Below are 13,786 nucleotides of genomic sequence, written 5' to 3' on the forward strand. Positions count from 1 at the left end.
ATTCTATTACCGATTTATTGTTTCAGCCATTCTTTAAAAGCCTTCATCTTTAACCGACTAATTTTTAATGAAATTAATGATAATGAATTAATTACAACTTCATTTTTATAATTGATTTCCGAAATAAATTTTTTGTTGATGATATGTTTTCGATTGATTCTAAAGAACTGTTTGCCATCAAGCTCCGTTTCGAGTTTTTCTAAAGATGAATGTACGGGAGCCTTAAAATTTTTATCAGTTATCAGGAACGTTGCATTATTTTCAGATACAAAACCAATGATTTCATCGGTCATAATTTTTTTTATTCCTTTTGGTGTAGCAACCAAAAAAGACTTTTTATAAGTGTTTGATAAATTGTTCTTTACGGATTCCAAATCAGCAAGAAAATGTTCTTTAAAAACATCAACTTTCGAGAGCATTTTCTTTAGCTTTCCTCCATCAATTGGTTTTAATAAATAGTCGATTGCATTATAATCAAAGGCTTTCAATGCATATTCATCATAAGCTGTCGTGAAAATGACTTTTGATTCGATTTTAGTTTTTTCAAAAATCTCAAAGCATTTTCCATCCGCCAATTCAATATCCATAAAGACATAATCGGGCATATTATTTTCCTTGAACCAAATTAAAACCGATTTGACCGAATGCAATTGGCTCAAAACAACAAATCCATTTTCCAAGAGCAATTTTTCGAGTCGTTTTCCGGCGGGAATTTCATCTTCAATGATTAATGCTGTCATTTTGTTAAGTGTAAGATGGGGATTTTTACTTCAAAAAAGGTATCGTTGTCAGTTACCGTAATTTCTTTTTTGGTCAGCAACTCATATCTTTTATTGATGTTTTCCAATCCTTTTTTGGTTGAATGAACTGTTTCTTTTTTAATCTTGGTATTTCTGATAATCAATTCGTTTCGATGAATAGAAATTTTGATAGCAATAGGATTTTGTGTATCTAAAATGTTATGTTTGAAGATATTGTTAATCAGTTCTTGTAATGATAAGGATAAGATATATTGAGTTGGAGAAGCTTCATTTTCAATTTCAAAAGCAAAACCGCTTTCAAATTTAGCTTTAAAAATAGCCTGATATTCTAAAATGAATTGTAGCTCATCCTTTAAATGAACAAAATCATTATCATCATTTTTTAAATAATGGCGATAAACGTTTGACAAATGATGCCCAAATGCTATTGCCTTTTGCGGATTGGTTTCGATAAATGCAATTAAAGTATTCAGATTATTAAACAAGAAATGCGGATTGATTTGGTTTTTGAGTTGTAAGTATTCCGTTTCTTTTTTAGAAAAGGATAAAGATAATTTTTGGATTTTGTTGTTGTAAACAAGCATAATAACTGTTAATGAACAGCAAAATAGACAAATCAAGAAGAAAAGTGAAAAGTGAAGAATACCGTTTTCTCCCCAGAAAAAATTTAAAAACAGATTCAGGAAACTTGAAACTACTGAAGCTAAAAATACGCCAATCACAATTTTTTTTCTGAAATAATCAAAATTATAAAACATCCTTAGGGCTATAAATGAAATCAATGTAAATTGTAAGCTAAAAAGACAAACTCTGCCAGTCATATCAACTATTTTAGGAAGAGGAAATCGATTTAGCAAAGGACTAACAATCATTATAAAAAGAAGAAAACTTACAATGAGGACAATTTTTAGGAATATTGAGAAAAAAAATATTGGTTTTTGATTTATTATGATTACCTCTTTTTGAAGTGATCTTTTGTATATCTCAATAACAAATACAATTAGTAAAAAGATACAAACCGCTAATGTTGATTGTAAAAAAGCAACATCATAATTAGAATTATGAAATAGAAAATATCTCCAAAAAAGAGAAAACAGTAAGGTAATTGTAAAGACACTTACGATAGAAAAGCTGTAGGTTTTTAAGGGTTTGATTTTTTTATGATTCAAATTTTCATAAATATAAACATAGCAAAATGAGATTATACTAAAGAAGCTCAATACAAAAAGATTGATATGAAAATGACGTATATCTTCTAAAGATTTCCTGTTAATTATTGCAAAAATAACGATGAAAACAATCGGAATCAAAGTAATAAAAACAAATTTCTTGAAGGATTTCATAACTACAGATTTAAAATTTCAATCAAAAGTGATCCAATTTTTTTATACCAAAAAAATAAAGATAGTGAAACGCACAAATTCGCAAGTGAACGGTAAAAAAAGGTTTCAAAAAAAATCAAAAAAACCAATTTTGAATTCCGATTATAAAAGTTATTTTTGCACATGCAACACAACGTACTTATTTTAGATTTCGGATCGCAATACACACAACTTATTGCCCGACGAGTTCGCGAATTAAATATATTCTGCGAAATTTTCCCTTACAATCATTTCCCGAGTGATTTATCAAGTTTTAAAGCCGTAATCCTTTCAGGAAGTCCATTTTCTGTTCGTGGAGAAGATGCTCCACATCCTGATTTATCTCAGATTCGCGGTAAAATGCCTTTACTTGCCGTTTGTTATGGAGCCCAATACCTTTCGCATTTCAGCGGAGGCGAAGTTGCACCATCAAACACCAGAGAATATGGAAGAGCAAATTTGTCCTTCATCAAAGAAAACGAAACTTTCTTCGAAGGTGTTTCGCAAAATTCTCAGGTTTGGATGAGCCACAGTGATACCATTAAAAATTTACCAACAAACGGTGTCAAATTGGCAAGTACTCACGATGTAGAAAATGCAGCCTTTAAAATTGAAGGAGAATCAACTTATGGAATTCAGTTTCATCCGGAAGTATATCATTCTACGGATGGAAAACAAATGTTAGAGAACTTCCTAGTGAAAATTGCCGAAGTTCCTCAAAATTTCACACCAAATGCCTTTGTAGAGGAAATGGTTGCCGAATTGAAAGAGAAAATTCAAAACGATAAAGTAGTTTTAGGACTTTCTGGAGGAGTAGATTCAACTGTGGCTGCGGTTTTATTACATCAGGCAATTGGTCCAAATTTGCATTGTATTTTTGTAAACAACGGACTTTTACGCAAAAACGAATTCGAAAGCGTTTTACATCAATATAAAGATATGGGCTTGAACGTGAAAGGAGTGGATGCTTCTTCACGCTTTTTAGATGAATTGGCTGGAATTAGTGATCCTGAGACGAAAAGAAAAACCATCGGACGTGTCTTTATCGAAGTTTTTGATGATGAGTCAAAAATCAGCGATGACGTAAAATGGTTGGCTCAAGGAACAATTTATCCTGACGTAATCGAATCGGTTTCGGTAAAAGGACCATCGGCAACCATAAAATCACACCACAATGTAGGAGGTTTGCCCGATTTTATGAAATTGAAAATTGTTGAACCGCTTCGAATGTTGTTCAAGGACGAAGTTAGGAGAGTTGGTGCAACATTAGGAATCGATCCAGCGTTATTAGGAAGACATCCTTTCCCAGGACCTGGATTATCAATTCGAATTTTAGGAGATATTACTCCGGAAAAAGTCCGTATCTTACAAGAAGTTGATGCCGTTTTTATCGACGGATTGAAATCTTGGGGATTATACGACAAAGTTTGGCAGGCTGGAGCAATCCTTTTACCTGTAAACAGCGTTGGAGTTATGGGTGATGAAAGAACTTATGAGAAGGTTGTTGCTTTGAGAGCGGTAGAGTCTACTGACGGAATGACGGCCGACTGGGTTCATTTGCCTTATGATTTCCTGATGAAAGTATCAAATGACATCATCAATAAAGTGAAAGGTGTAAATAGAGTTGTATATGACATCAGCTCAAAACCACCAGCAACTATTGAGTGGGAATAAATATTTTTAAATTTTAGCATTCTGGCTCTTTTTTTGAGAAGGAATGCTAAAATCTTTTTTAACAATACATTTTATGAAGAAGCACCTTTTAGTATTTGCCTCATTCCTTTTGCTTTCAGCAACAGCTTTTGCACAGGATAATTTTATTAAACACACTGTAGAAAAAGGTGAAACGGTTACCAAGATCGCCCAAAAGTATAAAGTTACACCAGCCAATATCTACAATCTTAATCCCGATTCTCAAAACGGATTGAAACCGGATATGGTCTTGCTGATTCCAAAGGGAAATGGTGCCATCATCATAGAAAAACCTGACGCTACAACCAAAACACATACTGTTGCGGCAAAAGAAACCCTTTATGGTTTGTCAAAATTGTATAATGTTTCGGTAGAAGAAATTGAAAAAGCCAATCAAAGTCTAAAAACCGAAGGCTTGAAAGTGGGAAGTACGATTGCAATTCCTGTTAAGAAAGAACTTGCAACTGTTCCTCAATTAGATAAAAAACAAGATAAGAAACAAGATAAAGATTCAAAAAATCCTTCTATCCATCAAGTTGAAGCCAAGGAAACCAAATATTCCATTGCAAAACAATACGGAATTTCAGTTGAAGAGCTAGAAAACAGCAACCCTGAAATTAAAGACGGACTTCAAATTGGATTTCGATTGAAAATTCCAGCAGGTTCGAAAACTATTGCCAAACAAGAAGAAAAAAAGGTTGAAATTGAAACCAAGCCACAAACCAAAACGGTTGATGTTGAAAAAATTGGTTATGTAGTGCAATCCAAAGAAACACTATTTGGTATTTCTAAAAAGCTAGGGATTTCTAAAGAAAACCTAATCAAGTTGAACCCTGAATTGGAAAATGGTTTAAAAGAAGGAATGGTTTTGAATCTTCCAGATAATGAAAGAATTGCTAATTCAGATAGGGCTTTCGCCGATTTGACAAAAACGGTAAACACTGCCAATAGAAAAAAACTGACGTTGTTATTGCCTTTCAATATCTCTAAAATTCAAAGCGATACCGTAAATTCTACTTCTTCAAGGCTTAAAAAAGACAAGTTCTTGAACATGACGCTAGATTTTTATTCCGGCGCTTTGATGGCAATTGATTCGGCTAAAATCTTAAATTTAAATGTAGATGTCAAGATTTTTGATTCTCAAGAAACCAAAAATTCTTCAAGTATTGCAACAATTATCCAGCAAAATAATCTTCAAGAAACCGATTTGGTTATCGGGCCATTCTATCAATCTAATGTTGAAAAAACGGCTGGAATTCTAAGTAAAAATAAGGTTCCTGTAATGTCGCCTTTATCCAAGGAAACAGGAATTTTATACGAAAATCTAATCCAAACAATGCCTTCTGCTGAATATATGAGGGATGCAATGTTTGATTATATGAATTCAAAAGCGGCAAATATTGTTGGTGTTATTGATCCAAAAAAGGTTTCTACAAAGAAGTACATCACTGAAAATCATAAAAATGTAAAGTTTGTTTCTTTTGATGAGAAGGGGAATATTTCGCTTGAAAGTTTGAAATCATTATTGCTTAAAAATCAAAAGAATTTTGTGGTTTTGGAAACCGCAAACACCTACATGATTAAAATAATTATGAATACACTCGTGGCTTCAATGGCAGATTATCAGATACAATTAGTTATCTTGGAACCAAACGAAAAACTGGATTCAGATGAAATTGTGACAGCTAATTTGGCAAAATTAAATCTTCTTTATCCTTCTCTTGCTAGGGAAAATGACAGCCCAGAAGCTCAAATTTTTGAAAAGAAATACAAAGAGGTAAATAAAGTTTTTCCAAATCAATATGCAACACGAGGTTTTGATATAACCTTTGATGCCTTACTTCGTTTGTCGCAAGAACAGCCGTTTGTTGAAACTTTGGAAACAGCCACGACCGAACAAGTAGAAAACAAATTTGAGTATGGAAAAAAAGATGGAAAAGCCTATATCAATGATGGTTTTTACATTCTTTATTTCGATACCGATTTATCTGTTAAAGTAGCCAATTAAGTTTTTGAACACAATTTAGGAATTTTTAATTCCCAATTTTTAATTTTTAATTGAATAATATGACTTCAAAAGTAACCTATCTAGGAGAATTAAGAACTTCATCCGTTCATTTACAATCGGGAACTGAAATCCTTTCAGATGCACCAACTGACAACCACGGAAGAGGCGAGGCATTTTCTCCAACTGATTTATTGGCCAATGCATTAGGAAGCTGTATGGTTTCGATAATGGCAATAAAATCAAAGGATTTAAATGTGGATTTGGAAGGTTCAACAGTTGAAGTAACCAAGATTATGCAAGCCGAACCAAGAAAAATCGCCAAAATTGTAATTGTAATGAATATGTCGGTTCCAGCTGATGAAAAGACAAGGACTATTTTGGAAAGAGCGGCAATGCATTGTCCGGTTTTGTTGAGCTTACATCCAGATATTGAAAAAGAAGTTAGTTTTAATTGGAAGTAGAATTACAAGGCATCTTTGAAATTACTTATCTTTGTAGAACGAAAATGAAATTGATATGGAAGTAACAATCAAAATAAACGAAAAAACCAAAGCAGGAAAAACGTTCAAATCCTTGCTGGAATTATTTGTACAAGAACACAAAGGTGTTGAAATTGTAGAAAATAAAAGTCCTTATAAACCTGAGTTTGTTGAAATGGTTAAGAAACGAGTTGCTGAAGAAAAATTTGTAGCTATTGAAACTAAATCAATATGGGAAAGTATTTAGTCAAGTTTTCTGAAAGTGCAATTAAGGAACTAGAAAAACATAAGAAGTCAGGAAATAAAGCTATTAATAATAAGATTGACAAGATATTTAGCGAATTGAAAGAAACTCCTTTTACTGGAGAAGGAAAACCTGAACAATTGAAATACAACCTTCTTGGTTTTTGGTCTCGACGAATAAACAAAGAGCATCGAATGATTTATAGTGATGACGAAAGCATTGTAACAGTGTATGTCATTTCCGCAATGGGACATTATTCCGATAAATAAATTACTGAAAAACGCCCTTGAACCCAGACCAACAAAAACTCATAAAACTAGCCCATACCAAAATGCCTTTCGGCAAATACGAAGGTTGGCACCTGATTGATATTCCAGAATATTACATCGTCTGGTACAGCAACAAGGGGTTTCCAAAAGGGGAACTTGGACAGCAACTGCAACTTATCTACGAGCTAAAACTCAACGGACTGGAGGAACTTATCCGAAACATCAAAAAGCAATATCCAAAACCGCTATAATTTGAGGATTTGGCAATTTGAAGATTTGAAATCGAATTAAATTCACTACTTTTGCCACGTTTTTTACACAACTACACAAACAACAACACAATGAATCAAACGAAATATATTTTTGTTACAGGCGGTGTGACATCTTCCTTGGGAAAGGGAATTATCGCAGCTTCTCTAGCAAAATTATTGCAAGCCAGAGGTTACAGGACAACCATCCAAAAATTTGACCCTTACATCAACGTTGATCCAGGGACATTAAATCCTTATGAACACGGAGAATGTTATGTAACAGATGATGGAGCCGAAACCGATTTGGATCTAGGACACTACGAAAGATTTCTAAATGTTCCTACATCGCAAGCCAACAACGTTACCACAGGAAGAGTCTATCTTTCTGTAATCGAAAAGGAAAGAAGAGGAGAATTTCTTGGAAAAACCGTACAAGTCGTACCGCATATTACCAACGAAATCAAAGACAGAATGCAATTGTTGGGCAACACAGGCGAGTTTGACATCGTGATTACCGAAATAGGAGGAACCGTAGGAGATATCGAATCATTGCCTTACATCGAATCGGTTCGTCAATTAGTATGGGAATTAGGAGAAAACAACGGAATTGTAATCCATTTAACGCTTGTGCCATTTTTGGCTGCAGCTGGAGAATTGAAAACAAAACCAACCCAGCATTCCGTTAAAACATTAATGGAAAGCGGAATAAAAGCCGATATTCTAGTTTGCAGAACAGAACACGAACTTTCAGACGAATTACGCCAAAAATTAGCCTTGTTTTGCAACGTAAAACGGGAAGCCGTTATTCAATCCATCGATGCTTCAACGATTTACGAAGTGCCAAATTTAATGCTTGAAGAAGGATTAGATGTCGTTGCCTTGAAGAAACTCGATTTGCCTAAAAAAGCGACTCCAGATTTAAAAAACTGGAATGTATTTTTGCACAGATTAAAAAACCCAAAACACATCGTAAACATCGGTCTGATTGGGAAATATGTAGAATTGCAGGATTCATACAAGTCAATTTTGGAAGCATTCATTCACGCAGGTGCTGCAAACGAAACCAAAGTAAACGTGGTTTCCGTGCATTCAGAATACATCGATGCATCGAATGTTGCTCAAAAATTCGAAGGTCTCGACGGAATCTTGGTAGCTCCAGGTTTTGGCGAAAGAGGAATCGAAGGAAAAATCGAAGCCGTTCGTTATGCCCGTGAAAATAACATTCCATTTTTCGGAATTTGTCTCGGAATGCAAATGGCTGTAATTGAATATTCTAGAAACGTTCTCGGACTTTCAGATGCCAATTCGACCGAGATGAATATGGGAACTTCACATCCGGTTATCGACCTAATGGAAGAGCAAAAAACTATCACCGACAAAGGCGGAACAATGCGTCTTGGAGCTTGGAAATGCGACATCAAGGAAAATACCTTGGCACATAAAATATACAATGCTGTAACAATTCTCGAAAGACACCGTCATAGATACGAGTTCAACGGTGAATATCTGGAGAAATTGGAAAAAGCAGGCTTGAAAGCTTCGGGTGTAAATCCTGACACAGGCTTGGTAGAAATCGTCGAAATCGAGAAACATCCGTTTTTCATCGGCGTTCAATACCACCCGGAATACAAGAGTACAGTTGCCAATCCGCATCCACTTTTCGTGAGTTTCGTAGAAGCAACCGTAAAAGCAAAGCAGAAGTAGTAGAATCAGGAGCGAAACAGAAGGCATTTTAGGAATCGTCATTCCTGCTTTCCGTTCCCAATCTTTTTCCTCGCTAAAGAAGCGAGAAAAAAGGATTTCCACTCCAATCAGGGCTAGATAAAAATCCATTCTCGTTTTCAGAATGGTTCCAAAAAACTAAGAATCAAGTTCTCATTTTCTTAATGAAGCTTAATTTCTTAATGGTTTAAAATTTAAAAAAACAAGTTTTAAGTTTAAAAGACTTAATTTCTTAATGGTTCAAAAACAAAACGTCTAACGTTTTCAAAATAAAAGTTTCCAATCAAAAACAGGAAACACATATAAGTGAAACAAAAATAAAAATGGAAGAAAAAAAGTTTGACCTCAATTCAATAATTGGGTTTGCATTAATTTTCGGAATCATGGTTTGGATAATGTTCCAAAACCAGCCTTCAGAAAAAGAACTTGCCGATAAAAAAGCAAAACAAGAGCAAATAGACAAAGAAGCAAAAAATCAAGAAGTTGCCACAAAAGAAACAGCCGTTGTTACTATTACGGATTCAACAGTAGCCGATGCTGCACAACTTGCAAAACTGAAAGGTTCTCTAGGAAACTTTGCCTATTCCGCAACTCTTCCATCAGCAAAAAATGATTTCACAACCATAGAAAACGATTTACTTTCCTTAAAAATAGCCAACAAAGGTGGATATATTGTGGATGCTACCGTAAAAAACTACGAACAATTCGAAAAAGGTTCAGGTAGTTTGGTAAAAATCATCAAGGACAACAACGCAAGTTTGAACTTGAAACTGCAAACACAAGACAACCGTTCTTTGGATACTAAAAACTTGTTTTTCGAACCAACTTTAACCAAAGAAGGTGCTAATCAAGTCTTGACAATGCGTTTGAAATCAAGTGCAAGTGCTTTCTTGGAATACCGTTACGTCTTGAAACCAAACGAGTATATGCTCGATTTTTCTGTCCGTACACAAGGAATGAATTCAGTTTTGAATACTTCCAAACCAATTGATTTGGAATGGAATTTAAAAACCTACCGAAACGAAAAAAGTGTAACCTACGAAAACCGTTATGCCGAAATCGTTTTTGAATACGAAGACGGAAAAGACGATTATACAGGACAAAGTGGTCTTTCAGAAGAAAATCCTTCGGATGTGACATATATTGCTTTCAAACAACATTTCTTTACATCCATTTTATTGACGGATACGCCATTTGCTTCTGCAAAACTTACATCAGAAAATTTGGTTAAGGACGAAGAAATTGATACGGTTTTCACTAAAAATTTCAAAGCAGTCTTGCCATTGGCTTTCAAAGGTGGAGAAGTAAACTACAATATGAACTGGTATTATGGTCCATCGGATTATAGAATTCTAAACAATTATAAAAGAAATCTTGATGAGATTATTCCATTAGGTTGGGGAATCTTCGGATGGATCAACCGTTATGTGTTTATTCCAACTTATGATTTCTTGAGCTCTTTCATCGGTTCTTTCGGAATCGTGATTATTGTGTTTACTATCTTGGTAAGATTGGTAATGTCGCCGGTAACCTATAAATCGTATTTATCTCAGGCAAAAATGAAGGTTTTACGACCAGAAATTGCAGAATTGGGAGAGAAGTTCAAAAACGACCCGATGAAAAAGCAACAGGAAACGATGAAGCTTTACAATAAAGCAGGAGTAAACCCAATGGCAGGATGTTTGCCAGCTTTGATGCAGATTCCGGTTTTCTATGCCTTATTCCAATTCTTCCCATCAGCAATCGATTTGAGACAGAAAAGTTTCCTTTGGGCAAACGATTTATCTTCTTTTGATGCGGTAATCAATTTGCCATTTTACATTCCATTCTACGGAAACCACGTGAGTTTGTTTCCAATTTTGGCTTCAATCGCCATCTTTTTCTATATGAAAATGACAACGGGCGATCAACAGATGTCGGCTCCACAACAGGAAGGAATGCCGGATATGGGGAAAATCATGAAAGTGATGATTTATATTTCGCCTTTGATGATGTTGTTTTTCTTCAATAACTATGCTTCAGGATTGAGTTTATACTACTTTATTTCAAACACAATTACAATCGGAATTATGTTGGTTATCAAGAATTATATCGTTGACGAGAAGAAAATTCACGCTCAAATTCAGGAAAATAAGGCAAAGCCAAAAGCGGAAGGAAAATTCCAAAAGAAAATGAGAGAAATGATGGAACAAGCCGAAGCTCAAAAGGCACAACAAAAAGGCAAGAAATAATTTCTTTATAATATAAAATCAAAAAGCATCCGCCAAAAAACGGATGCTTTTTTCAGTTAAACAAACTAAAAGAAAAAACTAATCTTTATTTATGAACCAGGTAATATAACTTTATCGATTGCATGAACTACACCATTCGAAGCTTGAACATCTGTAGCGATAATCAAACTCACTCTGTCGTTTGCATCTCTAATTTGAGGCCCTGAACTAGGTAATTCAACAGTGAAAGTTCCTCCTTGAAATGTAGTTACAGATTGATTATTAGTTAATGCTGTAGACAAGACATTTGCTTCAGTAACGACATGATACTTTAATGTGTTTTCCAATATGGCTTGAGGAACACCTGCCAAAGAAGACAATTCCAATTCAGCCAATAAATCTACAAAAGCTTCATCTGTTGGAGCAAAAACCGTGAATGGAGAACTTGTAGTTCCAGACAAAATCCCAACAAAATCCGGTTGGTCATTTCGGGTCAGGGCTTGAACTAAAATTCCAAAGCTTGGATTTGCAATTGCATGATTTACAATGGTTGGCAATCCGATAACGCCATTTACAACGTGAATCACACCATTACTGGCTTGAATATTAGCAGTAGTAACAGTAGCTCCACCATTTGTTGTTCCTCCATTCAATACAACCCCATTTGTTGTATTTACAAACATGCTTAAAGTGTTTGAGGTAGAAGCACTTCCTTTTCCAAGTGTTTTCACATAACCAGTTGATAAATCAGTTGAAAGATTTTTGCCTGCTACAACATGATTCAATAACACTTCTTTCAAAACAGCAGGAGGAACCGCATCCAAATTTGCGAATCCATTTGCCGAAAGGAAAGCTGTAAAAGCGGCATTTGTTGGTGCAAAAACCGTAAATGGACCATCTCCGTCTAAAGTTGTAACCAAATTTGCCTTGGTCAATGCCTGAACCAAAATACTGAAGTCAGGATTTGCAACAGCAATATCTACGATGGTTTGCTCTGGAACAACGACAGGACCGTTATCGTCATTACTGCAGGAGGTTAAAAATAATACCGTCAAGGCGGTAATGGCTAGGTTTTTAAATTTGATAAACTTTTTCATATTGTGTAAATTTTAAGGTTTATCAAATTTAAAGAGAAATACTTTTTGTTTAATCTATTTATTAAAAAGTTAAACAAAAAATTATTAGTTGTTTAAACAAGTAGAAGATAAAATAAAGTGGCTTTAAAACAGAAAAATCCGTTACCATAGGGAAAGCAAGGTTTTTTTTAAATTATTGATAGATATGATTCGAATGTAATAAAGGCAACAAAAGTTAAAAAAGTTCGAAGTTTTGAATAAAAATTTTAGTCGAAATTAAAAAAGCCAGTAAAATTCTTTCACTGGCTTTCAATTTGGATTATATTCTATTCATAGTGGAAACCACAATATCGCCATCTTCTTCGGTTGCAGTAGTAGTTACTGTGTTGTTATTGTTGGAAAATACAGTAGTGAATTCTAAAGCATACGGAGAAATTTGCCCGTTGATATAAAAATTAACCTTGTAGGAGTTGGTTGCTATATTAACCCATTTAGTTTCAATAGTTATTCCAGGTTCGTTGGGATCATTTAGAATACATTCCCCATCAACAAGGTCGTAATCTAGCGATAAAAAGATTCCTCCTATTTTAAATTCCGCTTCTTCTTGTAAATCACAAGCGTTTAGTGTCAATGCAACTCCGTTTTCGGAAGCACTAACTTGTTTCCATCTTCCAATAATTGGGTCGCCACCAGTTTCATCTCCTTCACTATCGCTAGAGCACGAGAAAGACAGACTTGCTATTAAAAGCACACTTAAAAATTTTGTAATTGTTTTCATGATTTGTTTTTGATTAAAATTAATGATGTAAAAGTAGGTCTGGTGAGATTTGTAGAAAATACGATAAATGCCTTATTTTTTATACGATTTACTTTAAAGTTTCGTTTTATGATCAATAGTTCTGAAAATATAAAGTATAAATTTGCAGTAAATAATAATGAAGGTTATGAAGATTATAAAACATCTTATGTTGTGTGTTTTTTTAATGACACTATCACAAACAAGCGCTCAAAACGATTTCAACAAGACCGATGCAAACGGAAAAAAGCACGGTTTGTGGAAAGGAGTTCACGAAGAATCAAAAAGGCCAAGGTATGAAGGGACTTTCGAACATGGAATAGAAGTGGGAACCTTCAAATATTTTGACGATACCAAGGCAGGAAGTTTAATCGCAACCCGTGATTTCAGTGAAAACGGAAAAGTAGCTTATACGATTGTTTATGATCAAAAAAACAATATTGTATCGGAAGGGAAAACCGTAAATAGAGTGAACGAAGGCCTTTGGAAATACTATCAAAAAGAATCCAAACAAGTCATGAGTGAGGAAAATTATGTGAAAGGAAAACTTGAAGGTATTAGGAAAGTATATTTTAGGGAAGGTAAAATTGCAGAAGAAACCCAATATGCAAATGGCAAAAAAAATGGTTTATCGAAGGTTTATACCGAAAACGGAACTGTCATTGAAGAGGCCACTTACAAAAATGGCCAATACGAAGGTCCGGCAATTTATAGGGAACCAAACGGCAATATAGCTTCTAAAGGAAATTATAAGAATGGAGCAAAACACGGGACTTGGCAATTTTTTGTAAATGGAAAGTTGAAAAAAGAAGAAAAATATCCGAAGAAAGTTAAATTCGAAAAAAGAACAGACATCCCAAAACAATAGTTTTGGGATTTTTTTTATTATCAATTCTAAAAGGTTTTAAAAACCTGTG

At 34.4% G+C, this 13,786-nt stretch carries 13 protein-coding genes; 9 read left to right on the forward strand and 4 right to left on the reverse strand.

Translation table 11 applies throughout. The features are described 5' to 3' along the window. Positions 1 to 14: 14 nt before the first annotated feature. A complete protein-coding gene (locus tag J2X31_RS12030; protein ID WP_310027013.1) occupies positions 15 to 740 on the reverse strand; it encodes a LytR/AlgR family response regulator transcription factor in 726 nt (241 codons plus the stop codon). Next, the gene (locus J2X31_RS12035; protein WP_310027014.1) at positions 737 to 1,930 is read right to left on the reverse strand and encodes a sensor histidine kinase; all 1,194 of its coding nucleotides are present in this window, start codon (positions 1,928 to 1,930) and stop codon (positions 737 to 739) included. Before J2X31_RS12035 ends, J2X31_RS12030 begins: the two co-directional genes overlap by 4 nt. Positions 1,931 to 2,266: 336 nt before the next feature. Here J2X31_RS12035 and guaA point away from each other — a divergent pair, with 336 nt between their 5' ends. From guaA to yidC, 8 genes are all read left to right on the forward strand, one after another. Beyond that, positions 2,267 to 3,796 (forward strand): glutamine-hydrolyzing GMP synthase, encoded by a 1,530-nt coding sequence (gene guaA / locus J2X31_RS12040; protein ID WP_310027015.1) that lies wholly within the window; start codon positions 2,267 to 2,269, stop codon positions 3,794 to 3,796. A 73-nt stretch (positions 3,797 to 3,869) separates the two neighbouring features. Continuing rightward, the gene (locus tag J2X31_RS12045) at positions 3,870 to 5,822 is read left to right on the forward strand and encodes a LysM peptidoglycan-binding domain-containing protein (RefSeq protein WP_310027016.1); all 1,953 of its coding nucleotides are present in this window, start codon (positions 3,870 to 3,872) and stop codon (positions 5,820 to 5,822) included. Between the two features lie 59 nt (positions 5,823 to 5,881). After that, on the forward strand, positions 5,882 to 6,283 hold the full coding sequence (locus tag J2X31_RS12050; protein WP_310027018.1) for an OsmC family protein: 402 nt from the start codon (positions 5,882 to 5,884) through the stop codon (positions 6,281 to 6,283). Between the two features lie 55 nt (positions 6,284 to 6,338). Next, positions 6,339 to 6,548, forward strand: coding sequence for a DUF2683 family protein (locus tag J2X31_RS12055; RefSeq protein WP_310027020.1), 210 nt, complete (start codon positions 6,339 to 6,341; stop codon positions 6,546 to 6,548). Next, complete coding sequence (locus J2X31_RS12060; protein ID WP_310027022.1) at positions 6,533 to 6,814, forward strand: Txe/YoeB family addiction module toxin; 282 nt, start codon at positions 6,533 to 6,535, stop codon at positions 6,812 to 6,814. The genes J2X31_RS12055 and J2X31_RS12060 overlap by 16 nt, the downstream gene beginning before the upstream one ends. A gap of 17 nt (positions 6,815 to 6,831) precedes the next feature. Continuing rightward, positions 6,832 to 7,065: a DUF3820 family protein gene (locus tag J2X31_RS12065; RefSeq protein ID WP_310027024.1), complete on the forward strand. Its 234-nt coding sequence runs from the start codon at positions 6,832 to 6,834 to the stop codon at positions 7,063 to 7,065. Positions 7,066 to 7,155: 90 nt separating this feature from the next. Beyond that, positions 7,156 to 8,769, forward strand: coding sequence for a CTP synthase (gene pyrG / locus J2X31_RS12070; protein WP_310027026.1), 1,614 nt, complete (start codon positions 7,156 to 7,158; stop codon positions 8,767 to 8,769). 341 nt (positions 8,770 to 9,110) lie between these two features. After that, on the forward strand, positions 9,111 to 11,018 hold the full coding sequence (gene yidC, locus J2X31_RS12075) for a membrane protein insertase YidC (RefSeq protein ID WP_310027028.1): 1,908 nt from the start codon (positions 9,111 to 9,113) through the stop codon (positions 11,016 to 11,018). Between the two features lie 89 nt (positions 11,019 to 11,107). Here the strand turns inward: yidC and J2X31_RS12080 are convergent, their stop codons facing one another. Both J2X31_RS12080 and J2X31_RS12085 read right to left on the reverse strand, forming a co-directional pair. After that, complete coding sequence (locus tag J2X31_RS12080; protein ID WP_310027029.1) at positions 11,108 to 12,094, reverse strand: fasciclin domain-containing protein; 987 nt, start codon at positions 12,092 to 12,094, stop codon at positions 11,108 to 11,110. 298 nt (positions 12,095 to 12,392) lie between these two features. Then, a complete protein-coding gene (locus tag J2X31_RS12085) occupies positions 12,393 to 12,851 on the reverse strand; it encodes a hypothetical protein (protein WP_310027031.1) in 459 nt (152 codons plus the stop codon). A gap of 166 nt (positions 12,852 to 13,017) precedes the next feature. On the opposite strand from J2X31_RS12085, the gene J2X31_RS12090 reads away from it, so the two are divergent. Further along, positions 13,018 to 13,737 (forward strand): toxin-antitoxin system YwqK family antitoxin, encoded by a 720-nt coding sequence (locus tag J2X31_RS12090; protein ID WP_310027032.1) that lies wholly within the window; start codon positions 13,018 to 13,020, stop codon positions 13,735 to 13,737. The last annotated feature ends 49 nt before the right edge of the window (positions 13,738 to 13,786 follow it).

The sequence above is a fragment of the Flavobacterium arsenatis genome, from assembly GCF_031456785.1.
Taxonomy (GTDB): Bacteria; Bacteroidota; Bacteroidia; order Flavobacteriales; family Flavobacteriaceae; genus Flavobacterium; species Flavobacterium arsenatis.

Bases quoted from the DNA above. Each gene is read 5' to 3' on its own strand.
- J2X31_RS12030 (WP_310027013.1), bottom strand. From the start codon at position 740: ATGACAGCATTAATCATTGAAGATGAAATTCCCGCCGGAAAACGACTC.
- guaA (WP_310027015.1), top strand. From the start codon at position 2,267: ATGCAACACAACGTACTTATTTTAGATTTCGGATCGCAATACACACAA.
- J2X31_RS12045 (WP_310027016.1), top strand. From the start codon at position 3,870: ATGAAGAAGCACCTTTTAGTATTTGCCTCATTCCTTTTGCTTTCAGCA.
- J2X31_RS12050 (WP_310027018.1), top strand. From the start codon at position 5,882: ATGACTTCAAAAGTAACCTATCTAGGAGAATTAAGAACTTCATCCGTT.
- J2X31_RS12055 (WP_310027020.1), top strand. From the start codon at position 6,339: ATGGAAGTAACAATCAAAATAAACGAAAAAACCAAAGCAGGAAAAACG.
- J2X31_RS12060 (WP_310027022.1), top strand. From the start codon at position 6,533: ATGGGAAAGTATTTAGTCAAGTTTTCTGAAAGTGCAATTAAGGAACTA.
- pyrG (WP_310027026.1), top strand. From the start codon at position 7,156: ATGAATCAAACGAAATATATTTTTGTTACAGGCGGTGTGACATCTTCC.
- yidC (WP_310027028.1), top strand. From the start codon at position 9,111: ATGGAAGAAAAAAAGTTTGACCTCAATTCAATAATTGGGTTTGCATTA.
- J2X31_RS12080 (WP_310027029.1), bottom strand. From the start codon at position 12,094: ATGAAAAAGTTTATCAAATTTAAAAACCTAGCCATTACCGCCTTGACG.
- J2X31_RS12085 (WP_310027031.1), bottom strand. From the start codon at position 12,851: ATGAAAACAATTACAAAATTTTTAAGTGTGCTTTTAATAGCAAGTCTG.
- J2X31_RS12090 (WP_310027032.1), top strand. From the start codon at position 13,018: ATGAAGATTATAAAACATCTTATGTTGTGTGTTTTTTTAATGACACTA.